27 protein-coding genes are annotated in these 26,415 nt (G+C 50.6%); 23 read left to right on the forward strand and 4 right to left on the reverse strand.

Annotation, left to right across the window (positions count from 1 at the left end; all coding sequences use genetic code 11):
- Positions 1-91 precede the first annotated feature (91 nt).
- From AC6RNO_RS01135 to AC6RNO_RS01215, 17 genes are all read left to right on the forward strand, one after another.
- Entirely contained in the window at positions 92-574 is a 483-nt protein-coding gene (locus AC6RNO_RS01135) for a hypothetical protein (protein ID WP_497104264.1), read from the forward strand.
- 5 nt (positions 575-579) lie between these two features.
- Positions 580-1,377 (forward strand): hypothetical protein, encoded by a 798-nt coding sequence (locus tag AC6RNO_RS01140; RefSeq protein WP_474680826.1) that lies wholly within the window; start codon positions 580-582, stop codon positions 1,375-1,377.
- 47 nt (positions 1,378-1,424) lie between these two features.
- A complete protein-coding gene (locus AC6RNO_RS01145; RefSeq protein ID WP_474680827.1) occupies positions 1,425-1,832 on the forward strand; it encodes an immunity 22 family protein in 408 nt (135 codons plus the stop codon).
- A 27-nt stretch (positions 1,833-1,859) separates the two neighbouring features.
- Complete coding sequence (locus AC6RNO_RS01150; RefSeq protein ID WP_474680828.1) at positions 1,860-2,270, forward strand: hypothetical protein; 411 nt, start codon at positions 1,860-1,862, stop codon at positions 2,268-2,270.
- Positions 2,271-2,352: 82 nt separating this feature from the next.
- Positions 2,353-2,775 (forward strand): tetratricopeptide repeat protein, encoded by a 423-nt coding sequence (locus AC6RNO_RS01155; protein WP_488436562.1) that lies wholly within the window; start codon positions 2,353-2,355, stop codon positions 2,773-2,775.
- 24 nt (positions 2,776-2,799) lie between these two features.
- Entirely contained in the window at positions 2,800-3,186 is a 387-nt protein-coding gene (locus AC6RNO_RS01160; RefSeq protein WP_474680829.1) for a hypothetical protein, read from the forward strand.
- Between the two features lie 66 nt (positions 3,187-3,252).
- On the forward strand, positions 3,253-4,344 hold the full coding sequence (locus AC6RNO_RS01165) for an endospore germination permease (protein ID WP_474680830.1): 1,092 nt from the start codon (positions 3,253-3,255) through the stop codon (positions 4,342-4,344).
- Positions 4,334-5,809 (forward strand): spore germination protein, encoded by a 1,476-nt coding sequence (locus AC6RNO_RS01170; RefSeq protein WP_497104265.1) that lies wholly within the window; start codon positions 4,334-4,336, stop codon positions 5,807-5,809. Before AC6RNO_RS01165 ends, AC6RNO_RS01170 begins: the two co-directional genes overlap by 11 nt.
- A complete protein-coding gene (locus tag AC6RNO_RS01175) occupies positions 5,806-6,954 on the forward strand; it encodes a Ger(x)C family spore germination protein (protein WP_497104266.1) in 1,149 nt (382 codons plus the stop codon). Before AC6RNO_RS01170 ends, AC6RNO_RS01175 begins: the two co-directional genes overlap by 4 nt.
- Before the next feature lie 225 nt (positions 6,955-7,179).
- The gene (locus AC6RNO_RS01180; protein WP_497104267.1) at positions 7,180-7,917 is read left to right on the forward strand and encodes a tRNA(His) guanylyltransferase Thg1 family protein; all 738 of its coding nucleotides are present in this window, start codon (positions 7,180-7,182) and stop codon (positions 7,915-7,917) included.
- A gap of 2 nt (positions 7,918-7,919) precedes the next feature.
- Complete coding sequence (locus AC6RNO_RS01185; RefSeq protein WP_497104268.1) at positions 7,920-8,360, forward strand: AAA family ATPase; 441 nt, start codon at positions 7,920-7,922, stop codon at positions 8,358-8,360.
- Positions 8,361-8,459: 99 nt separating this feature from the next.
- Positions 8,460-9,896, forward strand: coding sequence for a hypothetical protein (locus AC6RNO_RS01190; RefSeq protein ID WP_497104269.1), 1,437 nt, complete (start codon positions 8,460-8,462; stop codon positions 9,894-9,896).
- Between the two features lie 118 nt (positions 9,897-10,014).
- Complete coding sequence (locus tag AC6RNO_RS01195) at positions 10,015-11,559, forward strand: FAD-dependent oxidoreductase (RefSeq protein ID WP_497104270.1); 1,545 nt, start codon at positions 10,015-10,017, stop codon at positions 11,557-11,559.
- A 164-nt stretch (positions 11,560-11,723) separates the two neighbouring features.
- On the forward strand, positions 11,724-12,875 hold the full coding sequence (locus tag AC6RNO_RS01200) for a type III polyketide synthase (RefSeq protein WP_497104618.1): 1,152 nt from the start codon (positions 11,724-11,726) through the stop codon (positions 12,873-12,875).
- On the forward strand, positions 12,868-13,575 hold the full coding sequence (locus tag AC6RNO_RS01205; RefSeq protein WP_497104620.1) for a methyltransferase domain-containing protein: 708 nt from the start codon (positions 12,868-12,870) through the stop codon (positions 13,573-13,575). The genes AC6RNO_RS01200 and AC6RNO_RS01205 overlap by 8 nt, the downstream gene beginning before the upstream one ends.
- Positions 13,576-13,599: 24 nt before the next feature.
- The gene (locus AC6RNO_RS01210; RefSeq protein ID WP_497104271.1) at positions 13,600-14,754 is read left to right on the forward strand and encodes an FAD-dependent monooxygenase; all 1,155 of its coding nucleotides are present in this window, start codon (positions 13,600-13,602) and stop codon (positions 14,752-14,754) included.
- Between the two features lie 12 nt (positions 14,755-14,766).
- Positions 14,767-16,854, forward strand: a complete 2,088-nt coding sequence (locus AC6RNO_RS01215) for an MMPL family transporter (RefSeq protein WP_497104272.1) — start codon at positions 14,767-14,769, stop codon at positions 16,852-16,854.
- A gap of 11 nt (positions 16,855-16,865) precedes the next feature.
- Here the strand turns inward: AC6RNO_RS01215 and AC6RNO_RS01220 are convergent, their stop codons facing one another.
- Complete coding sequence (locus tag AC6RNO_RS01220; RefSeq protein ID WP_474680839.1) at positions 16,866-17,177, reverse strand: hypothetical protein; 312 nt, start codon at positions 17,175-17,177, stop codon at positions 16,866-16,868.
- Between the two features lie 15 nt (positions 17,178-17,192).
- Positions 17,193-17,417: a hypothetical protein gene (locus AC6RNO_RS01225; protein WP_474680840.1), complete on the reverse strand. Its 225-nt coding sequence runs from the start codon at positions 17,415-17,417 to the stop codon at positions 17,193-17,195.
- 184 nt (positions 17,418-17,601) lie between these two features.
- Here AC6RNO_RS01225 and AC6RNO_RS01230 point away from each other — a divergent pair, with 184 nt between their 5' ends.
- The gene (locus tag AC6RNO_RS01230) at positions 17,602-18,288 is read left to right on the forward strand and encodes a PIG-L family deacetylase (protein WP_497104273.1); all 687 of its coding nucleotides are present in this window, start codon (positions 17,602-17,604) and stop codon (positions 18,286-18,288) included.
- Positions 18,289-18,738: 450 nt separating this feature from the next.
- On the opposite strand, the gene AC6RNO_RS01235 is transcribed toward AC6RNO_RS01230, so the two are convergent.
- Positions 18,739-19,500: an IclR family transcriptional regulator domain-containing protein gene (locus tag AC6RNO_RS01235; protein WP_497104274.1), complete on the reverse strand. Its 762-nt coding sequence runs from the start codon at positions 19,498-19,500 to the stop codon at positions 18,739-18,741.
- A 229-nt stretch (positions 19,501-19,729) separates the two neighbouring features.
- Here AC6RNO_RS01235 and AC6RNO_RS01240 point away from each other — a divergent pair, with 229 nt between their 5' ends.
- From AC6RNO_RS01240 to murI, 5 genes are all read left to right on the forward strand, one after another.
- Positions 19,730-20,671: a fumarylacetoacetate hydrolase family protein gene (locus AC6RNO_RS01240; RefSeq protein WP_497104275.1), complete on the forward strand. Its 942-nt coding sequence runs from the start codon at positions 19,730-19,732 to the stop codon at positions 20,669-20,671.
- Positions 20,672-20,677: 6 nt separating this feature from the next.
- Positions 20,678-21,178: a DinB family protein gene (locus tag AC6RNO_RS01245; protein ID WP_497104276.1), complete on the forward strand. Its 501-nt coding sequence runs from the start codon at positions 20,678-20,680 to the stop codon at positions 21,176-21,178.
- A 13-nt stretch (positions 21,179-21,191) separates the two neighbouring features.
- Positions 21,192-22,304: a cupin domain-containing protein gene (locus AC6RNO_RS01250; RefSeq protein ID WP_497104277.1), complete on the forward strand. Its 1,113-nt coding sequence runs from the start codon at positions 21,192-21,194 to the stop codon at positions 22,302-22,304.
- 957 nt (positions 22,305-23,261) lie between these two features.
- A complete protein-coding gene (locus AC6RNO_RS01255; RefSeq protein ID WP_497104278.1) occupies positions 23,262-24,476 on the forward strand; it encodes a serine hydrolase in 1,215 nt (404 codons plus the stop codon).
- A gap of 287 nt (positions 24,477-24,763) precedes the next feature.
- Entirely contained in the window at positions 24,764-25,537 is a 774-nt protein-coding gene (gene murI, locus AC6RNO_RS01260; RefSeq protein WP_497104279.1) for a glutamate racemase, read from the forward strand.
- Between the two features lie 15 nt (positions 25,538-25,552).
- On the opposite strand, the gene AC6RNO_RS01265 is transcribed toward murI, so the two are convergent.
- Positions 25,553-26,260, reverse strand: coding sequence for a YoaK family protein (locus AC6RNO_RS01265; RefSeq protein WP_488436550.1), 708 nt, complete (start codon positions 26,258-26,260; stop codon positions 25,553-25,555).
- Positions 26,261-26,415 lie beyond the last annotated feature (155 nt).

Raw genomic sequence — 26,415 nt, forward strand, 5'->3', positions numbered from 1 at the left:
GGACAGCACGTGATATTTTTTAGTAAAATTGGTAAATTCGAAGGATTCCATTACAACGCGATCTAGGGCAAAATGAACGGAGGGCCGTGAGATGATTGATTTTAATGCGGAAGTCATATCGGGGTATTCGATGGGTAATGTTGTTTTGGGCAGAAATATATCTGATTATATTGATGAAGTCTATTTGCGGCACAGGGTCGAGCTTAAAGAATATTCTGTTCCGGATGGCGAAGTAAGATCTACCTATACATTAGATAGCACTATGACAATTGTAGCGGATTCCAATGGCCTGATCGTCTCTATCGGTTGCAATCAAAGTTATAAGGGGCGCTATAAGGGATGCTTATATGCCGGGCAATCCATGAGGGATATCGTCGGGTTGACATCCAGGCAGCGTATTTTTAATGGTTCGTTGATTATTGATGATGACTTTGGATTTTCTTTTGTCATTCCTCCGCCTTTTAATGAAATTTCCGATGCTGCGGAGCACATGCCGCTCGATTTGATTTTTAATGAAATCTATGTAGCTGACTTTTCATCTTGGAATCCCAATAAGTTTAAATATAGAGGATGAGATACATGTGTACGGGAATGGCTATGTACGACACAAGCGAAATCACTCCCATTGAGGCTTGCAATGCAGGCGAGTCTTTTTTTGATGCGATCGGTGCAAGTATTACAACTGCGGGGTACTATACATACATAAACGGCGATCATGGATTGGATATTGATTTGATAGAAACATCGCTCTCCGATCTCAAGAGTAAACTCATTTCAAAAGAAGTTACGGCGTTTAGATTATACAGCGGACAAAATGGCCATTCTCCTTGGTTTGCATCCTTCGGTTATATGACCGATGAGTTTGGCAGTTTTCATCACATTGATGCTCAGTGTGCTCTGCCTATTGACGACATTTATGAAAATTTCATCGGTTTTGTGGAGGATGTATCGAACAATATTAGCTATCCGTACGGAATCGTGTATGCCGCAAAAAAAGTTACAGATGCATTTTACTATGCAGAGGGTGAAAATCTGATCAAATTGTTTCCATACGAGGATTCGAGGATTTTTAAAACGGAAACTCCCGGGAGATTCAAAGGTGAGGCTCGCTATCGGGGAGATATGTTGAGAATGGTATACCCTTGCAGTATGATAAACGAACAACATCTTCGCATAAAAATCCAAGGCATGACGCTCGGAGATTGGATTGTAAATGAGCGAGGCCGAGGCTCTCTAAGGAAAATCTGCAATGATTTGTGGCTTTGGGAGGTTGGGATAGATGACATTGAAGGTGTTAGCAGATGCTGTGGAGAGGCCGGAATTCTGCTTGCCTGGAAGTCACCCTCGCCAGTAAAACCCCCTAGAACTTTGCCTTAGAGTCTCTTCCGAACGAATATCTTGGCAAAAGAAAGGACGAATCGGTTATGGACAATAATGATGATGTAACATGGGAGCATCCTGGAGAAGTTTCTTTGTGGGTAGGACAATTCAAATCGGAAGAACAACTGGAAAAGTATTTGGAATTCGATTATACAGACGATGAGGTCGTGAAGCCGGAATTTTGTACGGAGTTTCAGATCGTCCATTTTGACGAGGATTTCCGGGAAGCCTATATCGTCGATACGCCAAGCGGGGATCTATCAGTTCTATTAGACGGGTGTTCCTATGACGATGTGCTTATCCCCTTGTACTTGGAACTGAACAAGAACAAGCTTCCAAGCGATACGAATGCTGTAATTTTGCTATATAACTACAAATATCATGGGAAAATCAAAGAATCAAGAAAGAATGACTGTTATATCAAATATATCGGGAATATTCGATACGATTGACAAACTATTGACTAGGAGAATCGGATCATGTCTGTCATACATGCCTACCTTGCGAAGTCGTCAAATCCATACTCATATGAGCGTCTTGCATCGGAGTTAAGCGCCTATTTTGATTTCGAAACAAAGAATGGTCTGACATTTGGATCGTCAGCGAATCCGTTCACGAAAGAAAGATATGTAATTCTTCGTTGGTCAGGGTGGAATTTTTCGGCACATTTTGAAACAGGCCCCAATGTAGTCGCAGATGCAAATTACATTGCTGGCGTCGTCAAGGATTGTCCGCCTGAAATCGAGGACTGCACCGAGCGCATTCGCTTCGTATTCTCGCCTGATAAAGAACGTGATTTCACGGATCATATCATTTGGGCGATAGACTATTTATTGGAAATACCAGGCGCAATCATTTTTGATGAAAGTCAACAAACGATCATTCGCTAAAACTCATGAATGAGAGTGAATGGGCACGGGCAAACCTTTAGACATGAATCAAATCGAAAAGAACAGAACAGGGGAGATAGCGTTGCAACTTTCAGATTCCACTTATTCCGAAATTACCGCTCTGTGTAAACAAGGCGATGAGCTGGTGAATGCAGGCGATCTTGAGGCAGGCAAGCAAAAGTATATTGCCGCCCTCCGCTTATTGCCGGAAAATCATCGAGAATGGGAAGCCGCTACATGGATATACGTGGCTATTGGCGATGTCCATTTTCGCATGAAAAATTACGATAAGGCATTCAAGTGCTTTTTTAATGCTGTACAGAGTCCGAAAGGCTTGGGTAATCCCTACATTCATCTCCGGCTAGGTCAGTTATATTATGAGCAGGAAAATTTTGAAAAGGCGGCAGACGAATTAACCCGGGCTTATATGGGTGCCGGTATTGGGATTTTTATGGAAGATGATCCGAAGTATCTTGAGTTTTTGGAGACGAAAATAGAGATATGAAATTCCAGGAGAGTGGTAGATCCTATGAAAGTCAGGGAAATGAAAATTGACGAGGATTTTGAAGATGATGGCTTGATTAGCGTCACATTTTGGGTTGATAGTGAACCTCCAAGATATATCGCTTTGTCGAGGGATGAGCTCGAAAGTCCGGATGCGGTTTATATGGAGGCAGAAGATCAAATATATGGTCGCGAGACAACCGAGCTTTCTTATTCATTAATAGGTAAAACGCTTACTCTGACTTTTTCAAAAGACTCTCCATTGTCCTTTCACTGGAATAAGGAAAAAGAAATTCGCATCGATATTGAAGATGATTCAAGCGGTAGGCTGCTTTTGGCCGAAAATTCCCCCGACAACTCCCCGATGAAGACGGCCTGCGGCGATGGCTGCCAGTATGAAAGCGCCGGTTAGGAATAAACCTGCCTCTTCTGCACATAATACGGATATCAAATTTTAACCAAATTAAGGATATCATGTATGAAAACCAACAACATTTCGGTTCTCCAACTTGTTATGATCTTAACGATGTCGGCAGGTTTGTTGAATCATGTCACGGTAATTCCGATATTATTGAACGTTTCGGGGAAAGACGCATGGATTGCTGTCGGTATTGCCATGATTTGCTGTTTGATATGGTTGCCTGTTTTGATACGCGTGAATCGTGTTATCGACAATCGTTCGTTTTTACAGTGGATTCGTCATCGTTGGGGGTATTGGTCATTGATATTGCTGTTTCCTTTACTTCTGGCTTTGTTCGGAATGGGGGCTTGTACCCTCAAAGAGACGGTAACATGGACTCATGTGTCTTACTTGCCGCGAACCCCGTCGTCGGTTATTATTTTCATCTTGGTTTTGTCCGGGTTCATTGCTGCAAAGTCAGGATTGAAGGCTTTGGCGATAACAACGGGCATACTGCTGCCTTTCGTCGTAGTTTTCGGTTATTTTGTTATGTTTGGAAATATGCCTCACAAAGACTATACGTTGTTACGCCCGGTTCTATTGAACGGTTTTCGTCCCGTAATCCAGGGAATCATATATGCGGGAAGCGGTCTAAGCGAATTATTTCTCATTGTTTTGCTGCAGCATCGAGTATTCGGAAAGATCGGTTATCCTGCCCTTATTGTCCTTGTCATTATTCTCACAGGTTTGACTATAGGTCCATTGACGGGTGCCATTGCCGAATTCGGAACTCCTGAAGCAACCAAGCAGCGATTTCCTGCATACGAAGAGTGGAGAATCGTTCAGATCGGCCGATTTATTTCACATATGGATTTTCTGTCGATCTATCAATGGCTGTCCGGCGCTTTTGTGCGCGTTGCCTTTTCTCTATGGCTAATTGCCGAATGCCTGTCCCAATTCTTTAACGGACGGAAGACTGCTTTCTTGACAATAACGGGTATCGTCATGCTCTGTTTTGCATTTTGGCCTTTGTCGGACAATTTGTGTTTGAAATTGCTAACGGCTTATTTTTTACCTGCAAGTGTGGCTGTATGGGTAGGAGTATCCTTGATCGTCTGGGTGTATTCATTTTTCGTCAAACCGCAAGGAGGACCTACTCTTGAAAAGTGAATATTTCACGGCACATTCCGATATGCACTGTTCAAACACTGAATGGAATGAAAAAACAATTCACGAATGGTTTGCCGATTGCCCGGATGTCATCATCGAGAATCGCAAGTTAAGTTCCGACGCCTCAATCCTATTGATTTATTGTGAAAACTTGTGCAACCATAACCAAATTAAAGAGATAGTGCTTCCGGCATTGCATAAAACAAATCCCCATCAGGAAATAACGGATATTTCCGGGCAATCCAAACTGTTTGAGCAGGCTGTGACACCAGCCAATTTGTCGAAACACATATTCTCGGGAGAGCTTGTTCTCGCGTACGAACTGGAAAAACAAGTATTTATTTTAAACGTGGCTGATATTCCAAAACGGATTCCAGAGGAGTCTGCATTGGATATATCCATCCAGGGACCCCGGGACGGGTTTGTAGAAAATTACAGTACAAACTTGGCTCTTATTCGAAATCGGTTTCGTTCGGAATCTCTTGTTCTGGAACAATATACGATCGGCAAGCGGAGCGCGACAAAGGTAGGCTTGCTGTACGTTCACGATATTGCAAATCCCGAGTATATCCAGGAAATACAAAGCCGTTTAAAAAAAATCGACGTGGATGCCCTTATCAGCGCCGCACAGCTGGAAGAGTTTATCAGTGAGCGGAAATTCACCGTATTTCCGTTACTTATTAGCACAGGCAGACCCGATTTTGCTGTCGATTGCTTGACTCGGGGCAGGTTCATTTTGTTAGTGGAAGGAAATCCTCTGGCGATAATTGCTCCTGCAAATTTATTTCTTGTGCTGAAAAGCCCCGAGGACGCGCATTTTCCCTTTTGGATTGCAGCCACGGGCCGAGTAATGCGGATCTTCGGCTTGCTCGTTGCTTTCTTTTTGCCCGGTTTTTGGCTGGCTTTAACCCAATTTAATCTGGATCAACTTCCATTCCCGATACTGGCCACGATAACGCAAACTCGCATTGGTCTGCCTATGCCTGCGGCCATGGAGATGTTCTTCATGCTTTTTCTTCTGGATATGTTCCGCGAAGCGGGTTCCCGGTTGCCCAGAACGATCGGTCAAACACTGACCGTTGTCGGAGGTATTGTCATCGGAGATGCGGCAATTCGAGCTGCAATTATATCGCCGACCTTGCTGGTCATCGCGTCCGTTGCTTCCGTAGCTACTTCTACGATACCTAACCAAGTTCTTGCAGGTGCGGCTAGCTGGATAAGATTGTTCTGCTTTTTCGCTTCGTCCTTTCTGGGCATGTATGGATTTATCATATCCGTCATCCTTCTTGTATTGCATTTGGCGACGTTACGGTCTTTCGGTCTTCCTTATTTATCCCCGGTTTCACCTTTAACTTTTAAAGAAGCGATGCAGGGAGTGATGGCGACAACGCGGCGGCGGCTTTCCAAGCGCCCCGCTATTCTCAGTCCGCAAGATCCGACAAGAAAGGGACCGGACCAACCATGAGCAAGTATCGAATACTGCGCGCGTTAGCCTTGGCTGTTATGACATGTGCACTCTCCGGATGCTGGGACGCGAAAGAAATTCAAGACATCAACTACATTACAGCTTTAGGCGTGGATTATAAAAAAGATCAGTACATTGTATACGTACAAATGTTCGATTTTACAAGCGTAGCCAAACAAGAAGGAGGTAAGCCGGTTCAAAAAGCGAATGTTTGGGTCGGCAAACACGTTGGCGCTTCTTTAAACGATGCTCTGGATAAATTATACCAATCTTCTCAACAGTTGATGTTCTATTCCCATATCAACGCGATCATTTATAGTGAAACGGTTTTGAAACATGGGCCGGAGGTCGCGTTCGATTTGACGAATCGCTACAGAGAACTCCGCTATACCAAATGGGTCTACAGCACTCGCGACTCAATCGAAGCTTTGCTTAGCACGACTCCATTTTTTAACGAATCGCCGCTTTCGTCTATTCTCCACGAGCCCAGAGGTACTTTTAAACAAAGTTCGTATATTGTTCCTGTCCAATTTCAACGCTTTATTTCATATTTTAATGAACAAGGGAGGATCGCATGGCTTCCATCTCTTTCAATAAACCAAACATCATGGAGCAATAATCTTAAAAAACACGAGTTATTAGAGACAGTTGGCTGTATATTCATGGATCGCAAGAAAATGAGCGGATATCTCTCGAAAGATGACCTGATCGGCTTGCGATGGGTCAGTTCCAAGACGGAACGGGCACCAGTAGTCATCAAAAAAGATGGTCATATTGTTGCAACCATTGTCATTAACAAACCGAAGGTTCATATTGAACCGATTGTTCAGGGAAATATATTATCTTATACGATCCGGATCAGCCTCAAGGGCAGTATAAACGAATTAGCACAAAACATAAGCGAAGAAAAACTTACAGAAATGGCAAAGCAACAAATTGTCGAGGAAATTTATACAACCTATAATGAAGGGTTGAAACGTCATGTTGATATTTATCAACTCGGCCATGCTTTGTATTTGCGCAATCCCGTGAAGTGGAAGCAGTTTTTCGATTCGGATTCATTCCCTCTGCAAATGGATTCACTGCGCTCCGTAGACGTCCGGTTGAGAATTGAAAATACCGGCAAATATAAATTACGCACCTGAAGCCATTGCGCTTCATACGCAATGATCCCGACAAATTGTTTGCCGGAGAAAGGATGCCGGAAAGCCTGCATAATCGCAGGCTTTTTGGCTTGGGGAGCAAACCGCTTAATGAAACGGTTCCGCCGTTTTGCAACGAAAGTAGAGAGAGAGGCGCGCATTGGAAAAAGTTGTTATAATGGATGATAACGTTCATTTCAAATAGGACAAACAAGAGAGGACAAGGGAATGAAAAAGGATGATTTTGGAAATCGAATGAAGGAGTACGAAAATGCGTTCCGGCACAGTTTGCCGCGGCGTCTGCCTGTTATATTAAGAATCGATGGCTGCCATTTCCATACTTTTACGCGAGGGCTTGCCAAACCTTTTGATGAGCATTTGACTAAAGCATTGTGGGAGACATGTAAATTTCTCGCCGCCAATATTATGGGCTGCAAACTGGTTTATCATCAAAGCGATGAAATTTCCATTTTGCTTACCAACTACGATAAGCTCACGACAGAATCTTGGTTCGATAACAACATACAGAAAATAGTTTCCGTTTCCGCATCGCTCGCGACAGCCAAATTCAATGAGGAAATCAGAAAGTCGTATCCGCATAAGGAATTAGCGGTTTTTGACAGCAGGGCATGGGTGCTGCCGGCCGATGAGGTCACCAATTACTTTCTTTGGAGGCAGCAGGATGCTGCGAAAAATAGTATTTCCATGGTTGCGCAAGCTCACTTTCCTCATAGCGAGTTGCAAGGATTAAGCGGCAAGCAGCTCCAGGACAAGATTTTTACAGAAAAAGGGATGAACTGGAATGACCTTCCCGTGTGGCAGAAAAGAGGCGTGTGCATAACGAAACAGCTCTATTTGAAAGGCGGCGCGGAGAGAAGCAAGTGGGAGGTTGACGAAGATACTCCGTTTTTTTCGCAAAACAGGGATTATATCAACCAATATGTATACCTGGAAAAGGATGAGTGACCTTGGAGTGTGTAATTTTGATGGGATTGCAGGCTTCCGGGAAGTCGACTTTTTGCAAGGAAAGATTGTTTCAAACTCATATGCGAATTAATTTGGACATGCTGCGGACCCGGCACAGGGAGAACATATACATTAACGCCTCTTTTCAAGCCAAGCAGCCTTTTGTCATAGATAACACCAATCCTGCGGCTGAAGACAGGCGAAAGTATATCGAACTTGCAAAAAAGCACGATTTTCGAGTTGTTGGCTACTATTTTGAACCTGATTATGCGGAGTCGATCCAAAGAAATGAAGTGCGCAGCGGGAAAGAAAGGATTCCGGAAATTGGCATTAAAAGCGTGATGAAACAACTTCAGGCGCCTCGGTTTGACGAAGGATTTGACGAGCTGTACCGGGTACGCACCGGACAAGGAACGTTTTACGTGGAAGAACTGATCCGGTAATCATCGTTGCGGGCAAGCATGAGAGCCCCTTCCTATTGTTGGTTTGAGAGAACTCTTTTACAATAACAAAGAGAGGAAATGACTGGAAGGAGTGAATTCGTGTCAGTGAACAGGCAGGCGGTAAGCAAACATAACGACACGCAGCGGAGGGACGGCGTAAAAAGCGAAGAGACTGCCGTTTCGGCCGAAGATGGCAAAGAATTATTGAGCGGAGGCTTCTCCTCCGCTTCCTGGACACCAGCTCATGTTCTTCAATTGCAGCGTACTTACGGAAATCAGGCGGTGTCCCGGTTGTTCGGCGCCGATTCCAGCCGTAACTATCCCGGAATTAGCTCCGGTTCGGGCGGCGATGTGCAGAGAGGCACCGGCCGGGATGAGAAAAAGAAACGTCGAGAAAAGGAAAGAAGAGACGCCCGCATGCGGGAAAGAAGGGAAGCTCAAAAAATTACGGATCAGCTTCTGGAGCTGCGGCTGTTTATTGACGAGAATCAGAGCCCGCCGAAGCTGCTCAAGCTTCCTACGAAGAATGCGTCGGTGGCGAGACCGAAAGAAGCGAGCAGGCGCGGCATTTTTCAATCGAAAGTAAAGAGCATGTATACGATTCCTTTTTATACCGGAGACAGCGAAACCGGGGGCAAATTTTATCATGTGGAAATGCCCAAAAGCTATATTTTGAAAGGAAAAGACTTTAACAAGATTGATATCGGAGCTCCCAAAGAAGTTCCCGCTCAGGGGAATCCTTTCGGCCGGTTTGACGATGACGACGATTCATTTATGATTCTTGTCGATGACGGCAATCTGGATACGGACGCGCTGAAGGATGAGGTCGGCGCAGAATATGTGACAGATGATCCTGACGATATCGATTTAATGGAGTACGAAGTGGATCATGTCAGCGGCTTCGGCTACACGGTCTATCGGAAAAAGACGGGTGGAGCGGATGCTGCCGATTTTCCGGCCGACCTGGCTACGAGACTTCAGAATGGCGCAAAAAGCCAAGAGACGAAGAACGACGGCAGCAAGCGATCCCAGGGAAGCATGGACGGGACCGCCACATCCAAAACGCTTAATTATTGGAAAGGGCGTGACCGCAAGCCCGATCAAATCGAAGCGATGCAATCGTCGCCGAACGAAGTGGCCGCAGAGCTTGGGCTTGGGCATGCGGGCAAATGGGAGTGGCTTCATCTTATCGCACACCGTTTTGGAGGAGGGACCGGCAAGCCGCAAATTCCAAGCAATCTGGTGCTTGGTACGGAGGAAGCGAACACCCGAATGATGGAGATTGAGGAGGGGCTGGCGGTCGCATTGAAAAGGCCGGACGTTAGCACAGTATCGTTCGAGGTTACCCCCGAGCTGGAAGACCCCGCCACGAAATGGCTGGCCTCGAATATCGAATATTCAGCTACGATTTCGCACAAAACAAATGGAAAGACGAAAACGATCGAAGAATCGTTCAATCCGCTCAGCACGGTGCAGCCGCCGCTTATGGGGCTTAAAGCCGTCCGCATGTTCGCCAAAGAGATGCACATTGGATAATCATGAAATCCGCCTCAAACCGGGGCGGGTTTATTTGCGTTTTGCCACCGCCCCGGCACATGCATAATAAAACCGGAACAGGTGATATTATGTTCAAAAGGAAGAAAGGGGAAGATTCATGGACAAACAACAGATTTCTCCATCCACCCTCCCGCAATTTCCGGAATCGTGCTGGATCACCTCCTCAGGCATCCCGCGCTTTCCCAAACTTACGAACAGCATCAGCGTGGATGTGGCGATCGTCGGAGCCGGAATTACCGGGATCACGACCGCTTACCTGCTGTCGGGGCAGGGGCTCAAAGTGGCCTTGATCGATGCGGGGCTAATATTGAACGGCACGACAGGACACACGACGGCCAAGATTACCGCCCAGCATGACCTGGTGTATAGCGAATTTATCGCCCATTTCGGCCAGGAGCAGACAAAGCTCTATTACGAGGCGAACCGGGAAGCTATGCAATTCATCAGGCAAACGGTACAGGAGCGGCAAATTGTTTGCGATTATTCCGAGGAAGATGCTTATGTATATACGAATTCTGACGAGTATGTGCCGCAATTGCAAGCCGAAATGAAAGCCTATGAATCGCTCGGGGTCCCGGGCTCGTACACGGAACAGACCCCGCTGCCTTTCGGCGTCAAAGCCGCCGTTATGATGAACAATCAGGCCAGGTTCAACCCTGTGCCGTATTTGACTCATCTGGTCGACCAGATCGTCAAACAAGGGGGCCAAATTTACGAACTTACGGCTGCCGCAACCGTTGAAAAAGGGAAGCCCGCGTCGGTAGTGACGAACGAGGGGCACAAGATCACCTGCGATCATGTCGTTTCGTGCTCCCACTTTCCATTTTACGACGGAGGGGGCTTTTATTTTGCGAGGCTGCATGCGGAGCGGTCCTACGTGCTCGGGATTACAAGCGGCGCAGACTATCCGGGGGGTATGTACATCAGCGCGGAAGCGCCCAAACGATCTATCCGGTCGGCCACGGTGAATGGCGAAAGGCTTATTCTCATCGGAGGCGAAGGCCACAAAACGGGGCAAGGCGTCTGCACGATGCAGCATTACGAGGCGCTGCAATATTTTGCCGAAGATCATTTTGCGTTGAAGGAAATCCGCTACCGCTGGTCGGCTCAAGATTTAGTTACGCTGGACAAGTTCCCTTATATCGGAAAGACGGGCTCGGACGAAGCAAACATTTGGATTGCGACAGGCTACAAGAAATGGGGCATGACTACGGGAACTGCGGCGGCGCTGCTGCTGGAAAAGGAGATAACGGGCATAGGGAGCCCGTACCGCGATCTTTTCAAACCGGCCAGATTTCATGCCGATCCGGATTTGAAGACGTTCATCGTGCAAAATGCGGACGTGGCGAAGCATCTTGTCGAAGGCAAGCTGGAGATGGTTCACAGGACGCCGCAGGAGCTGGAGCCCGACGAAGGCGCCGTCGTGAGGGTGAACGGCAAGAGAGCCGGAGCGTACCGGGATCAGCAAGGCGGGCTGCATATGGTAGACACGACATGCACGCATATGGGATGCGAAGTCGAATGGAACCAGGGGGAACGTTCCTGGGATTGCCCGTGCCATGGCTCCAGATTTTCTTATAAAGGAGACGTGCTTGAAGGGCCGGCGAAAAAGCCGCTGCAAACCGTCGTCGAATCCTCGTGACGTCCGGATCGAAGGGCTGCTCTGACTACAGAGCGGCTCTTTATTTCTGCCCGGCGGCAGACGTCAGTCATATTGAGAAGCAAACGGGAATAGTTATGGTTAAAGCGGCAGCACTTGTCCCAGTTGAGAACGTCGCACATTGCGGGAGGAGATGGATGTTGGAAATGGAAAAGCAAGCTCCCATCACTGCGGTCCTGGGAATAGGGACGGCCGTGCCGGCGTATCGTATCGATCAGTCGGATACGGCCGACAGATTGGCCGAGGCATTGAAAAATCACCCCGATTCCGTACGCTGGGCGAAGCGGATTTTTAAGCAGTGCGGGGTACGGACGCGGTATACGTGCGAGCCGAACCTGCTCGAATCGGCCGCCGAATGCCGGTATTTGCCCCGCGACTCGTTCGATGACGTCCCGACAACCGCCGAACGAATGAAAGTTTATAAGAGAGAATCCGTTCCGCTCGCACTGGAAGCCGCCCGGAAAGCTATGGCGGACAGCGGAACGGACGCTTCGGAGATAAGCCATCTGATTACGGTCAGCTGCACCGGCCAGTTTTTGCCGGGCCTCGATGCGGAGCTCGTCCGGCAGTTGGGGCTAGGCGCCACGGTGACCCGGATTCCGCTGCAATTTTTGGGCTGTGCGGCCGGATTGAAGGCCGTCGCCCTTTCCGGGCACATCGTTTCCGGCGATCCGGCAGCCAAAGCACTGGTCGTCTGCGTGGAGCTGTGTACGCTGCATATGCAGCCCTCCGGCACGCGGGAAGCGCTGTTCGGCGCATCGTTTTTCGGCGACGGAGCTTCCGCCTGTATTATCGGCTCTGCTGAGTCTCATCACAGAGGCGTTTTTCAGCTGGGCCAGGGGCATTCCGTGCTGCTGCCGGACTCCGCCGGCGAAATGGTGTGGGAGGTTGGCAATTACGGTTTCGATCTATACCTTTCGCCGCATATTCCCAAACTGATCGGCCGATTCATTCCTGCAGAGGCGGAGCTGCTGCTGCATGGCAAGCGCAAGCCGGATCTTTGGGCAATTCATCCGGGAGGCCGGGGCATCGTCGATACGCTGCAGGACGTATTTGAACTTGCGGACGAGCAGGCAGGCCCCAGCCGGGTGGTGCTTCGCGATTACGGCAACATGTCTTCGGCGACGATTTTATTCGTCCTGCAGCAAATGAAGCGGGACTTGGCGAACCGCGGCGCAGGACCGGCCAGCGGCATCGCGCTTGCTTTCGGCCCCGGACTTACCGCCGAGCTGCTCTGGTTCGACTATGTTCCGAGCCCAGTTATCCCGAGGCGGCTGACAGGTGCCGCACATGTTTAGCCCGCTGCGGCGGCGGGCCGAGGAGCCCGAGCTGATGGACGACCTGTCCAAAGGGGGCTCCGAGCTTCAAGAGGCATTGCGCGATCTGCGATTGCTGAACCGGATTTTCGGCGCCGCCGGCCCCGCCCTTTACGGGATACGGCGATTATGGGCGGAATCGAATAAACCGAGCCGGCTATCCATATTGGACATCGGATCGGGGTCGGGCGATGTGAATCGGCAGCTTCTGAGATGGGCGGACAGCAGCGGGATCGATCTGCGGATTACGCTCGCAGACATTACGGAAGAGGCGTGCGAAGAGGCCAGCCGGCTTTTTCGCAGCGAACCGCGCGTTCGGGTTGTGCGCCGCGATTTGTTTGAGCTTGAGGCGGCGTGCGCAGATGTGGTCACGGGAACGCAGTTCGCGCACCATTTTGCCGCAGGCGTTCTGCCTGTGGCGGTGGGAAGCATGCTCCGAGCGTCGCGATTAGGCGTGGTGATCAATGACATACACCGGCACTGGATTCCGTGGTTTGCGGTATGGCTGACCGCGCGAATCGTTTCCGGCAACCGGTACATTGTTCATGACGGGCCTTTGTCTGTAGCCAAAGGGTTTCGTTCCGAAGATTGGAAGAAGCTCGGAGAAGCGCTGGACGCAGCCGAGCTGTTCTATGCCTGGAGGCCGCTGTTCCGATACGTGGCGGTCATTCGAAAAACGTGAATTCATTCAACGGAGTTGAGGACGATGAACGGGTACTACGATGCGGCGGTTCTGGGCGCGGGAATTGCCGGCAGCAGCCTGGCCAAAGCTCTCGCGGACAAAGGGTGGGAGACGGTGCTGATCGACCGCCGGCTGTTTCCGCGCCATAAAGTTTGCGGGGAATTTCTGTCCCCGGAATCGCAAAGCACGCTGGCGGCTCTCGGGCTGCGCGAGACCGTGGAAGCGCTTTGTCCCCGCCCGATTCATCGGGCGAGTCTGATCCCCGGCGGCGGCGCCCCGCTGGGCATTGCTTTGCCCGGCACCGCCTGGGGCGTGAGCCGGTATGCGCTCGACTCCGCGCTTCACGGCGCCGCGGTAAGGTCGGGCGTGCGGCTGCACACCGCGACGACGGTAACGAACGTGTACCCCGATGCCGCAGGGTACACGGTTGAAGCGCGCCGGCACAAGGCGGCTGCCGTCTTTCGGGCGCGGATCGTCATCGCCGCGTGTGGCGCTAAGGGGCTGCCGGGCCGGAAGCCCGCCGCTTCCGCCAAACATGCCTATGTGGGTGTAAAATCCCACTATAGCGGAATCGACATGGAGCCGGTTATCGAGCTCTATTTTTTTTCCGGCGGGTACTTGGGCATTTCACCCGTTGAGAACGGACTCGTCAATGTCGCGGCGCTGCTGGCAAGAAGCGTTGCCGACAACGCGCACAAAACAATTCCGGCGATGATAGAAGTTGCCGCCCGCCGCAATCCGAGGCTGCGGGAAAAGCTGGCGCAAGGCGCTCCGGTTGCGGGAACCCAGGCGGCCGTTGCGCCGGTTGAGCTGAGCAGCAAACCGCTTGCGTGGGACGAGATTCCCCTCGCAGGGGACGCAGTCTCGATGATCCCGCCGCTTTGCGGCGACGGCATGTCGATGGCTCTGCGCTCGGCCGAGGTGTGCGCGTCGTATGCCGACCGCTTTTTGCGGGGAGCGATCTCGCTCACGGACTGGCAGCGCGATTACGCGGCGTCCGTCCGCCGGGAATTCGCGGGCCCCCTGCGGTGGGGAACGCTTGTGCACCGGCTGCTGGGCGTCCCGGTCATGCCGCGGGTTTTGCTTGGACTTGCGCAGGCCGCGCCGGGACTGGCGTCGGGCTTTGTGCAGAGGACCCGGTTGAAAGAAAGCAATCCGAACCGGCAGTTAGATGTGTAGGAGAGCGCGGATATGGGCTTCCGCAAGCTTGCCGTTCTGCCGCTGCGATATCCGAAAAGCATCGTCGTGCTGTGGGTGCTGCTCCTGCTGCTGGTCGGTCAGGACGCCCCCAGACTGGCTTCCGTCCTGAAAGATCACGGCTTGCGGCCGGATGGCTCCTATGCCCAGGTTCAGCGCATCCTGGCCGCTAATTTCCACATTCCCGAAGAGCCTGTTATCCTTGTGTTTGAAAAACAGCAGCACGTTTCCGGTGAGCAATTCCGCAAGTTCATCCGGCAAACGATGCTGAGCCTTCACGGAATCGAAGGTTTGAGCTTCGCCGCGTCGCCGTTGGAAAAGCCGGACATGCTTGACGGCAATTACGCTTACGCGCTTCTCGGCTTTCAGCAAAAGCCGTATGAAATGAAACCGGTTCTTGATGACATTCATCGGCGGCTGCCGAAGCAGTCTTCCATCACCGTGACGGTGACCGGGAAGTCCGTGGTGCAGGCCGATGTAAACACGGCCAGCCGGCGCGATTTGCTGAGCGCCGAGCTGATTGGCATTCCGGCCGCTTTTTGTATATTGTGGCTCGCTTTTGGCGGCATCGTCTCCGCGATGATTCCCGTAATCGCCGGCGTTATCGGAGTGACGGTCACCATGGGGCTGATGTACAGGATCGGCACGGCGATTGAAGTTTCCAATTTTGTGCTGAATGTCATTCCGATGGTGGGCCTGGCGCTCAGCATTGATTTCGCCCTAGTTCTGGTCAGCCGGTTTCGCGAGGAGCTAAGGCACGCCGCTCCGGAACAGGCGTTTCTCGCCACCGCGCGTACAGCGGGGAAGGCCGTGTTATTTTCCTCAGCATGCGTATTTCTCGGTTTAGCGGGGATATTGTTTATCCCGCTGCCGATGTTCGCTACGGTTGCTCTAGGCGCGATGGCGGTGCTCGCCGTGTCGGTGCTGCTGACGTTCACTTTGCTGCCTGCGCTGTTTTCGTTTGTATGGCCGGCGATTCAAGCGGAAAGCAGGCCCGCTGCCAGGCCGGGAAAAGCGAACTTTTGGTACAGATTGTCACTGTACGCCATGAAAAAGCCGGCGCGATCAACCATTCTGGCCTCGCTGCTGCTGCTCGCATGCTTCCTGCCTTTAAGCCAAATGAAGGTCGCCATTCCGGACGCCGCTTCCTTGCCGAAAGGCTACGATTCCCGCGCGGCCGCCGAAGCGTATCAAGCGCATTTTGCTTCGCCTGTCACTTCGCAGGTTTATATCGCCGTCCAAGAGAGCACGCGCTTCTTGAAGCAGGAGGACGGGCGGCGCAAGCTTGACGCGTTGCTGCGCAGACTGGAAAGCGACCCGTACGTGCAGCGGGCGCAGCTCGTTTCACCCGGCTGGCCTGCGATGTCCGGACCTACCGTGAGGGAGATTCCCGTCCTGATTCATGTCATGTTAAAAGGAGATCGGGCTGCGCCGGCAACGCTCAATTGGGTCAGGCAGTGGGAGGAGGAGGGGAAGGCGGGAAGCATTCCTTTTCTTATTGGCGGGGAGCCGAAGTACGAGCAGGAAGTTTTTGACGCTATTTTTGAACATATCGGGAAAGTATTCGCATTTATTTTTATTTCCAATTTCGTTGTCCTGTTTGTCGCTTTCCGCTCCGTTCTTATTCCACTCAAAACGATTGTCATGAACTTGCTCGGCATAGGAGCCTCGTTTGGCATTCTTGTATGGATTTTCCAGGAGGGTCATTTGGGGATGGAACCGGACCGGATTGCCATTATGATTCCCGTATTTATTTTCGGGCTCGTTTTCGGCATCAGCATGGATTACGGGGTATTCCTGGTATCGCGCATTTGCGAGGCCTACCGCCGCCAGCCGGACAACGACCTCGCAGTAAGGACAGGACTGGCTTCAACGGGCAAAATCATCACCTCGGCCGCGGCCATTATGATTGCGGTGACAGCACCGTTCGCATTCGGAGAAGTTGCCGGAGTCAAGCAGTTGGGCGTCGGCATTGCGGCCGCTATTTTCATAGACGCTACGGTGGTCCGCATGATTTTGGTACCGTCCTTAATGAAGCTGCTCGGCAAATGGAATTGGTGGGCGCCCGGTTGGATGAAATAAGCCGCGAATGTTCAATCGCTTAAAATTCCCATGCGCTCGATATGAGCTTTCGTCTCCGCCGTTCCCAGGTTGTACAGTGTTTGATAAATGTCTTTCAGGCTGGCGTCATGGCCGTCATTGTCGTGATCGTGATGGTAAGGAACGGCTGCCGCATGCGTTCTGAAAAAAGTCGCTTCATCGTAATCTTCCTCGTTCACAAACAATTCCTGAAGCATCACAATCTCTTCGGGCGTAGCGAGGATATCCAATTCGTACGCGGCGTCGCCTTGATTTTGCATAATCGTTCTCGATTGAACGGATACGTAATATTTGTCCCTGTCCATGTCTGCCCCTCCAAATCAGCGGAAATAATACATCCAGATCGCCGCGCCCAAAACGACGGCAAACGGAAACAGCACAAGCGCGATAAAAATCGGATTCGCTATAAAGGGATGGCGCACCGAGGTGAGGTTCATTCCTTTGTCCAGCTCATCGTTTTGCTGTTTGCGCATGACTGCGACGGTCATAATAAATGCAACGGCGGCGATGATGAAAGCCACGGAAAGCAAGACGGTCAGCATCATCGGGTTTCGGCCTCCTTGACGGTTGAATTTGTGGTTGAACCCGTTTCATTGGTAGGTTGTCCATGACGGTGAAAAGCAATTCCTTGAATTTTCATCGCGGGCAGGGCTGTACACATAGCAGCCGGAATGCGCTAAAATAAAAAGGAGATTTGCTACCAGCAGATGAAAAAGGAGACTTGCCGAAATGACTAAGCCCGTTGCGTTTATTTTTGCCCATCCCGACGATGAGTCGTTTCTTTGTGCGGCGCTGATCCGCAAACTTGCCGATGGGGCGAACGAACCCGTTCTTCTGCAGGCGACGAATGGGGAGGCAGGGAAAAAGAATGGGGCCTACAACCACGCCACCGATGAGGAACTGGCCGCAATCCGTGAGAAGGAGATGCGGACGGCAGCCGAAATTCTCGGTTTGTCCGCCCTGCAGTTTCTGGGCTACCCGGATGGCAAGCTGAATACGGTAGAGGAACAAACGTTTGTGCAGCGGGTGGCGGACTTTATTCATGTCCACGAATCGCAGGTTGTGGTTACGTTTCCTGAAGATGGGGGCAATTATCATCCGGACCACATGGCTATCTCGCGCATAGTGACAAAAGCAGTGCTGGAGGGAAGGTGCCCTTCGGTTAAAAAGCTGTACTACGTCCTGTCCAATCCGCTGCTGGAACAAGGGCGCCGCGCGTCACTGACCGTTGATTCCAAGCCCTATTGGCCCGTCAAAGCGAAAGCTTTGCAGGCGCACCAGTCGCAAAAGTTAGCGATCGGGCGGTATTTCGGCCCGCTGGATGCGTGTCCTGAGCAGCGCAGGTACGAATCGTTCGTTTTGGCTTGGGAGGATGGCGTTCATTGGCCTTCGACAGAAGAGGCGTGGATTTGGTGAAGGGCAGGCGTGTCAGCCGGCTGTAATGCATGAAGCGCAAAAAGACCTGAGGCGTGGCCTCAGGTCAGGCTGTGCAAGACCCCTACATCAGAGTCGATAGCCACTATCTGCCTGGCTGTACGAAGAAAACCTGCAAAAATACATGAATTTTCGTTCTTGACCGCTGGCCACGCTGAATTCCTGCAAAAGTACAGGCTTTTCGCCGAACACATGGACTCAGACTCACTTTCAGCGAAAATACCTGCACTTTTGCAGGCTTTTCGCCAAAATGAACCAATTTCGAAGAAAAAACCTGCACTTTTGCAGGTTTTCTCTTTGCCAAGCTGCTGCCTGCCCAGTTACGCGGTTCCACGAACTACCCCGGTGGAGCGGCGCGTGTTATCCCACTAGCTCCCAGCCCTGTCGAGACTTCACAGGCGATTTGACCCGGGTCGCCAGCCTCAGATTCTTTTATAACGAATACCCGAATCCTTCGGAAAGTTCTTGTCCCATTTTCAGTAAGTACCGGCTCAATTGTTCGTCGGCGCGATCCGGGATCGTATGATTGAAGCCGACAACGGTCAGTACGCCTAAAAGCTGATTTTTATAATTCATAATCGGCACGGATACGGAGGAAACGGACGGAACTAGCGGCTCCCGCGCGAAAGCGATTTTCTCCGCCTGTATAACCTCAATTTCTTTATCCATCTCTTTTCGCCGGTCAAAAGGGATCTTTTGCAGCTCGCTTTTTTTCCATTCCTCGATCAAAACCGGGTCGGCAAATGCCGCAAACACTTTCCCCGCCGCTGAGAGAAGAGGCAGGTTCGTTCCCAACTGGGCCCCGATGTTAAACCCCTGGCTTGTGCTAACAAGCTGCACCACCACCGGTCCGTTCGCGGTCCACACGGATAGCAGCGCCGTTTCGTTGCATTCCCGGGTTATTTCGTGCAAATACGGGGTAACGCGGTCCACTAAATTTTCCTGATTAGCCGCAGTCATCCCATATTCGATCAGTTTGCTGCCCAAAATATATGTACCGTTTTTCTTATCGCGGTACAATACACCCATTTGGCAAAACGTATTTAAATATTTGTACAAATTACTTTTGGTAATATCCAGCCTTTCGGATATGTCCGTAAAAGACATGGGCTGTCCATGCTTGGCAATTAAATTCAAAATCGTAAGTCCAACTTGCAGGGACTGGATAACCGTCCCTTTTTTGATATCCTCCATCTTTCCTCACCTGTCCAAAACCGAGTTCAATTTAGTGATGCCCACTCGCCAATTCGATAATAAGGCCATTTCGGCTAAGTGTCAAACTTCATAATAGACAACCCTATTTTGGAACTACGACGAAAAGCAGTATTGACAAAAACACCACTTCTAATTCTATAATAAGAGAAATAAGTTCTCTATATTTATAATATCTATTAAAAAAATCATTGCTAAAGGAGAATTTTAAATGAAATTAGTAAGTTTTAGCTACGAAACGTACAAGAGAATCGGTTGTATCCTTGACGACAAGGTCATCGATTTGAATTATGCCTACTTGTCGCAGCTCGAAGCCGAGGGACAGCTACGCGCGCAGCAAATCGCCGAGGCGTTTATTCCTGCCAACATGGTTGAATTTTTGCAAGGCGGGCAGCAAAGTATGGAATTGGCTGTGAAGGCAGTCGAGTTCGTTCGCAACAGCTCCGGCAATTTTAAATATAAGGTCGTCCATCGCGTGTCGGATGTAAAGCTGGAGGCTCCCGTTTTGAACCCGGGAAAAATGATTTGCGTCGGCCACAATTACCGCGAGCATATTTTGGAAATGGGCCGCGAGCTCCCTTCGTACCCTGTCATCTTCGCGAAGTTCGCAAATACGATCATCGGTCCTCAGGACGATATTCCTTTCTACCCGATCTCCGAACAGCTTGATTATGAAGCCGAACTCGCTTTTGTCATCGGCAAGCGCGCCAGAAACGTTTCCGAAAAGGATGCGCTGCAATATGTCGCCGGTTATACGATCGTCAACGACGTAACGTATCGTGATCTCCAAAGAAGAACGCTGCAATGGCTGCAAGGCAAAACGGTTGAAGGCAGCGCTCCGATGGGGCCATGGATGGTGACTCGCGATGAGCTGAATGACGCTTCCGGTCTGGAAGTCGTGCTCAAGGTTAACGGAGAAGAACGCCAACATACGAATACGGCGAATTTAGTGTTTACGGTCCCTTATTTGGTGGAGTTTTTGTCGAATCTTATGACCCTTGAGCCCGGAGACGTGATTTTGACAGGCACTCCTGGAGGGGTAGGTGTTGCCCGCGATCCTCAGGTGTTCCTGAAAGGCGGAGACGTTGTCCGCATTGAAATCGCCGGCGTCGGTGTACTTGAGAATCAGGTCAAAAACATAGACAAGGAGTAGTGGAACATGAATATGAACGAGGCTATTGCGCACGTCCACGCTGCGACGGACCGGATTATTGCCGAAACTGTAAAATTGCCGGAAGATGTGATTCGCCGGAAACCTGCGGCAGATCAATGGTCCATCATGGAAATTTTGTGTCATGTGGAAGAAGCGGTGACGTACTGGCTGCAAGAAATCGAGCGGCTGGTCAAAGCCCCGGGAGCGGAATGGGGCCGCGGTCTGCAGCATGAAGCGCGCTTGGCGGCCGTGGATCAGGCGGGCTCCCGCACCGTACAAAGCGTTGCGGAGGGTATTGCGAATACAAAGCAGCATGTGCATCAAGTGCTTGGTTCGCTCAGCGATGCCGACCTCAACGCCGAGGCGCCTAGCCGCAATCCTCGATTTGGAACAAAACCGATGTCATTTATCGTCGATCATCTCCTGGTTGAACATCTTGACAAGCACCTGGATCAAATTCATCGCAACCTGAAAGCGTTTGAAGAAGGAACTCAGCCAAATAAATAAGGGGGACTGGACAATGGCAGAACAACTTGATTTTTTCCAAAGTCAAATCGTGCAGGATTTTAACAAAGATATCGAGCGGTATCATTTGGGCCCTCTTTGGAACGCGATCCCGGCTTTGATGCACAAGCAGCCGACACCGCAAGCCGTACCGTATTTGTGGAAATGGAAGACGCTGTACACCAAACTTATGGAAGCGCGCGACATTTTCACGCCGGATCGCGGCGGGGAAAGAAGGGCCATCTTTTTCCAAAACCCCGGATTGACGTACCGCCAGCCTTGGGGTTGGGCCTCGACGACCCAAACGCTCTATGCCGCCGTTCAGTTGTTGCTCCCGGGCGAAACCGCGCCGTCTCATCGGCATTCCCAGGGGGCGCTTCGGTTCATTATGCAGGGAAGCGGGGCGTATTCCATCGTTCAGGGCGAGCGTATTTTCATGGAAGAAGGCGATTTCCTGATCACGCCGCCAGGTCTGTGGCACGGGCACGGCCATGTCGGCGATCAGCCGATGATTTGGATGGATGTTCTGGACATTCCGACCATTTATGCGCTTGGCGGCACGTTTTTTGAGAGCTATCCGGAACGGCTTGAACAGCCGTCTGTGCCGGATAATTACACGGCTCAGCGATATGCCGGAGGCATGGTTCGTCCGATTTCGGACCGCAAGCCGAAAATCGCTCCCCTGGGCAGCTACAAGTGGTCGCAAACTGTGTCAGCCATTGAAAGCTTGTGCCGCTTTGAGCCGGATGCTTATGACGGGTACGCCGTAGAATATATCAATCCGTCGAATGGCCAAACGGCTAATCCGAACATCGCCGCTTGGCTGCAAAAATTGCCGGCCGGCTTCCGTTCCAAAGCTCACCGGCACACCAGCTCGACCATTTATCAGGTGTTCAAAGGGTCCGGTCATACGATCATCAACGGAACGCGGTTTGACTGGTCGCAAGGCGATTTCCTCGTCGTGCCGAACTGGGCTTGGCATGAACATGCGGCTTCGGAAGACACGTATTTGTTCTCTGTCAGTGACATTCCGATTATGGAAAAATTCAATTTGCAGCGCGAAGAGGCATATGAAGAAAATCAAGGACATCAGCAAGTGACGGGTGAATTCAAAGCGCTTCTTCCTTGAAAGTGGCCGCCCATTCGGCTCGGCAGGGTACCGAAAAACCTGCGAAAGTCGAAAGTACAGGCATTTTCGGCGAACACGGTTCGTTTTGGCGAAAGCCTGCAAATGTGCAGGAATTATCGGCAAAAATGGGGCTGAAGCTGCATATTCGCGGGCAGGCGTATCTGGGAGCAAAAACATGCACTTTTCAGGCTGCCCAAAAACCCCCGAGTCAGAGGCGATAACCACAATCTGCCCGGCTGCAGGAAGAAAACCTGCAGAAATACAGGAATTTGCGTTCTTGATCGCTGGCCACGAACAATTCCTGCAATTGTGCAGGCTTTTCAGCGGGGACAGGGGCTCAGGTTCACTTTTAGCGAAAATTCCTGCACTTTTGCAGGTTTTACGCCAAAATAAGCCAATTTCAGAAAAAAAACTGCACTTTCGCAGGTTTTTTCCCTACCACGGTGGTGTCTTTTGCCGATTTTGTTCAGTTCCGCGACCTCACAAGGAGAGGTGCGGCGCCCAGAAAAAGCGGCTGTCCCTCAAAATAGGGCTTCACTGTTTCCCATAGCCCTTTGTCACGATTTTATCGGGCAGCCTGACTTTTGCAGGCTTTCTGCGTGCCGCTAATGATGCGTTAGCTCTGGGGACTGGTTATGATCAGCCGGTTTCGATGGAAGCGGTTCATTTTGGGAGATTGCCTTAAGAAAATATTCAAACTTGCAAAAAAGACGACTTCTCGTTCAGAACATGAATCGGAGTCGTCTTTTTGCTGCATTTACGCAGACATTTCCAGAAAATCAGCTTTCACAGTACAGCCTCAAGTTGTTCTCATTTCGGACGAAATGTTAAAATTTTAATGTTATTTTCATCTAATTTTTATGTTCCTTTAAGGTTTAGATCACAATTAATTCATATCTCAAGAGTAAGATGCCTATATAAAGTAGAATAATTTTACAATTAGAAGGGTACGAGGGTATGGGGAACAAAAAGAAAAGACGTATCGGACATGGAACGGACCTGTCTCTTGCAGTCGCTGCAGAGGGCGGACACAAAAACTATATAAGCCTTGCCAACAAATCGCTGACGAAAGCAGCCGGCCTTGCGGAAGCCGGCGCCAACAAGAGTCATTACTGGCCGACCGAGGGCTGGAGAACGTCGGCGCCGGAGGCGCAGGGGATGGATGCGGCCGCGATCGCCGATGCGCTCGAGGAATTTCGCACCCGGAACGTGCACAGTTTAGTCATTGTGCGCAACGGGTGGCTGGTGGCGGAAGCGTACGATGCCGGCACCCAAGCCGACGTCCCGCAAGATGTGCGTTCGGTAACGAAAAGCATTACGTCCCTGCTTACGGGCATCGCTCTTGCCGAGCGCAAGCTGAAAAGCGTCGACCAGACGCTTGCGGAGTTTTTTCCCGAGCTGGCGGGCGATCCGTTGAAGGCCGAAATTATGATCAAACATTTGTTATATATGACCTCGGGGCTGGAATGGAGCAACGAAAACGATCAAGCTTCAGTCGATATGATGTATTCGCCGAACTGGATTCAAAACATTTTGGAGCGTCCTTCCCGCCACAGGCCCGGTACGATATTCAACTACAGCAACGGAGACGCGCATCTGTTGTCGGCAATTGTGCACAAAGCGACGGGTGAATCGTTGTTCGACTATGCGAAAAGACGTTTGTTTGCGCCGCTCGGCATTGCGAATGTCAAATGGAACGATGATCCGCAAGGATACACCATCGGGGCATGGGCGATGGCGTTGACGGTCCGCGACATGGCCAAGTTGGGCTTGCTGTATTTGAATGAAGGCCGGTGGGACGGGGCGACGATCGCTCCCAAATCGTGGGTCCGGGAGTCGCTGACCAAACGAGTGGTACATAATTATGGCGACGGAACGCAGGGAGGGTACGGCTATTTGTGGTGGACGAAGCCTTTGGTCCAAGGGCTGCCCGAAGGCAGCGGGACGGCGTACGAAACGTTTTATGCAGCGGGATCGGGAGGACCGCGAATTTTTGTAGTGCCCGGATTGAACCTGATTGCGGCGTTTACGGCCACTTCGCCCGACATAGAGATGCCGGAGCAACTGCTGAACCGCATCGTTCAATCCATTCGCTCGAACAAGCCGCTTGCTGACAACCCTGAAGCTGCCGGCAAGCTGAATCAAGCGATCCAATCCTTCAAAACGCCATAGCGTTGCATATATCGATGGCTGCCCCTGAACAGCGACTGCTGCCCGGGAGCAGCCTTTTTACCACATAAGAATGTTTAAGTTCTTTACAGCGCTAAAGCGTGTAGAACACATTCTTGTTGGCGAATAAACCTACCTCTAAACGCGGTCGCTCATCTTCGAAAGACCTCGATAGAGGTTTATCTCATGTTCATTCCATATTCGACAGATGCGCCAAATGCATATAAGATAGTAGTACTGCAATGAACAGCGCCAGACAAAGGCAAAATTTAGATAATAAGGTGAAAGCAATGAGAATAGCTTTTTTTGACTCGGGACTCGGCGGCATAACGGTATTGCACGAGGCGGTCAAGCAGCTGCCGAAAGAACAATTTTTATATTTTGCGGATACGCTCCACGTTCCTTATGGAACGAAATCGCGGGACGAGGTCAAACGGCACGTAAAAAACGCGGTGGATACGATCATCAAAGAAGACGTGAAAGCTCTTGTCATCGCTTGCAACACCGCCACAAGCATAGCTGCCGCGGAATTGAGAAGCGCATACGATATTCCGATCATCGGCATGGAGCCGGCAGTCAAACCGGCGGTCGAAATGAACCGCTCCAGCGGGAAAAGAGTGCTGGTGTTCGCCACTCAGCTAACGCTCAGCCAATCGAATTACGCCCAGCTGATTTCTCGCACGGACGACAAGGGCATCGTGGATTCCTTGCCGCTTCCGGAGCTGGTCGAGTTGTGCGAGCGCCTGAATTTCGACAGTCGCACGGTCGAGGATTATTTTAAAGCGAAGCTTTCCGGGTTTGACCTGAGCGCATACGGCACAGTCGTTCTCGGCTGCACGCATTATCCTTTTTATAAACGCCTGTTAAGCGGTCTTTTGCCCGGGCATATCCAAATTATCGACGGGAGCGCAGGCACTGTAAAAAGGTTGATCCAAGTATTGGAAAGCAGCGGTCAGTTGAATGCGCTCGGCAGCACCGACATATCATTCATGTGTTCGAACCAGGATCAGGCCTATGTACGAAAAATGGAGCAGGCTTTGGAAATCATTCGCACCGAAGGCTGATTCGGGGCTGTGAACTTATCCTTTTGACACGCTTTTCCGGCTATTGGAAGAGAAAAACAATAACGCATACGTAAGTACGGCCGCGGCAATCCAAATGGACCGTGCTCCCAACTGTAAAGTGGCCAAAGTGCTGATGAGTGCTCCAAAACAGAACGAGGCGATGATCGTGAAAAACCCGATGCAGCGCTGTCTGGCTTCCGTGTCATGTTTGAAAATAGCCAGGTATGCGGCCTGAGCCGCCGTGCGCAAGTTCCCGGTCGTAACGGTCGTATTGTACGACCATTTGATCAGCTTCGTGAACGATGAAATTTGAACCGACGCGACAAAAGCGATAATGATCGAAACCGCCATATTCGGCACACTCGGCGGCAGCAGACCGACAATCGCAAGCACGACAATCTCCAGAAGCAGCACGGCCCGGGACGCGTCTCGCAGCAATTGTACGATACGAGGATGCTTGAGCGTCTCGGCCACTACCACTCCCAATACGAACGCGATGATAGGCGGTACGTGCAGCAAAGCCTGAGCCCACTCGCCCTTGGCTAGCCCAGCTCCCAGCAGCACCATATTCCCCGTCTGCGCAGTAGCAAAAACCCCGTCCCTGCCTATATAAGTATAGGCATCCAGAAATCCTCCGACGATAGCCAGCAAAACTCCCAAATGTACGGATTCGTAAGTCAAATTCAAAAACTTGAATCGTTCCCTGATTGCATGTTTTTCCATAATGACATCACCTTGGTCGAAAATTGAACGCGGCTTTTTTGTGCTGCGGGTGTGCAGCCTTTTTTACACTGTCCGCGCAGCGGTTCAAGTGTATAGTTCTCCACGAGCATACAAATAATTACAATCGATCAATGGGGGCTATTCCGCTCCTCCGT

Source organism: Paenibacillus sp. sgz302190 (assembly GCF_059820445.1).

What these genes read in the sequence shown, in the direction of transcription:
- AC6RNO_RS01245 (WP_497104276.1), top strand. Translation starts at nt 20,678, where the DNA reads ATGAATATGAACGAGGCTATTGCGCACGTCCACGCTGCGACGGACCGG.
- AC6RNO_RS01210 (WP_497104271.1), top strand. Translation starts at nt 13,600, where the DNA reads ATGAACGGGTACTACGATGCGGCGGTTCTGGGCGCGGGAATTGCCGGC.
- AC6RNO_RS01160 (WP_474680829.1), top strand. Translation starts at nt 2,800, where the DNA reads ATGAAAGTCAGGGAAATGAAAATTGACGAGGATTTTGAAGATGATGGC.
- AC6RNO_RS01140 (WP_474680826.1), top strand. Translation starts at nt 580, where the DNA reads ATGTGTACGGGAATGGCTATGTACGACACAAGCGAAATCACTCCCATT.
- AC6RNO_RS01135 (WP_497104264.1), top strand. Translation starts at nt 92, where the DNA reads ATGATTGATTTTAATGCGGAAGTCATATCGGGGTATTCGATGGGTAAT.
- AC6RNO_RS01150 (WP_474680828.1), top strand. Translation starts at nt 1,860, where the DNA reads ATGTCTGTCATACATGCCTACCTTGCGAAGTCGTCAAATCCATACTCA.
- AC6RNO_RS01230 (WP_497104273.1), top strand. Translation starts at nt 17,602, where the DNA reads ATGACTAAGCCCGTTGCGTTTATTTTTGCCCATCCCGACGATGAGTCG.
- AC6RNO_RS01145 (WP_474680827.1), top strand. Translation starts at nt 1,425, where the DNA reads ATGGACAATAATGATGATGTAACATGGGAGCATCCTGGAGAAGTTTCT.
- AC6RNO_RS01205 (WP_497104620.1), top strand. Translation starts at nt 12,868, where the DNA reads ATGTTTAGCCCGCTGCGGCGGCGGGCCGAGGAGCCCGAGCTGATGGAC.
- AC6RNO_RS01180 (WP_497104267.1), top strand. Translation starts at nt 7,180, where the DNA reads ATGAAAAAGGATGATTTTGGAAATCGAATGAAGGAGTACGAAAATGCG.
- AC6RNO_RS01235 (WP_497104274.1), bottom strand. Translation starts at nt 19,500, where the DNA reads ATGGAGGATATCAAAAAAGGGACGGTTATCCAGTCCCTGCAAGTTGGA.
- AC6RNO_RS01165 (WP_474680830.1), top strand. Translation starts at nt 3,253, where the DNA reads ATGAAAACCAACAACATTTCGGTTCTCCAACTTGTTATGATCTTAACG.
- AC6RNO_RS01215 (WP_497104272.1), top strand. Translation starts at nt 14,767, where the DNA reads ATGGGCTTCCGCAAGCTTGCCGTTCTGCCGCTGCGATATCCGAAAAGC.
- AC6RNO_RS01265 (WP_488436550.1), bottom strand. Translation starts at nt 26,260, where the DNA reads ATGGAAAAACATGCAATCAGGGAACGATTCAAGTTTTTGAATTTGACT.
- AC6RNO_RS01200 (WP_497104618.1), top strand. Translation starts at nt 11,724, where the DNA reads ATGGAAAAGCAAGCTCCCATCACTGCGGTCCTGGGAATAGGGACGGCC.
- murI (WP_497104279.1), top strand. Translation starts at nt 24,764, where the DNA reads ATGAGAATAGCTTTTTTTGACTCGGGACTCGGCGGCATAACGGTATTG.
- AC6RNO_RS01175 (WP_497104266.1), top strand. Translation starts at nt 5,806, where the DNA reads ATGAGCAAGTATCGAATACTGCGCGCGTTAGCCTTGGCTGTTATGACA.
- AC6RNO_RS01220 (WP_474680839.1), bottom strand. Translation starts at nt 17,177, where the DNA reads ATGGACAGGGACAAATATTACGTATCCGTTCAATCGAGAACGATTATG.
- AC6RNO_RS01195 (WP_497104270.1), top strand. Translation starts at nt 10,015, where the DNA reads ATGGACAAACAACAGATTTCTCCATCCACCCTCCCGCAATTTCCGGAA.
- AC6RNO_RS01240 (WP_497104275.1), top strand. Translation starts at nt 19,730, where the DNA reads ATGAAATTAGTAAGTTTTAGCTACGAAACGTACAAGAGAATCGGTTGT.
- AC6RNO_RS01255 (WP_497104278.1), top strand. Translation starts at nt 23,262, where the DNA reads ATGGGGAACAAAAAGAAAAGACGTATCGGACATGGAACGGACCTGTCT.
- AC6RNO_RS01250 (WP_497104277.1), top strand. Translation starts at nt 21,192, where the DNA reads ATGGCAGAACAACTTGATTTTTTCCAAAGTCAAATCGTGCAGGATTTT.
- AC6RNO_RS01225 (WP_474680840.1), bottom strand. Translation starts at nt 17,417, where the DNA reads ATGATGCTGACCGTCTTGCTTTCCGTGGCTTTCATCATCGCCGCCGTT.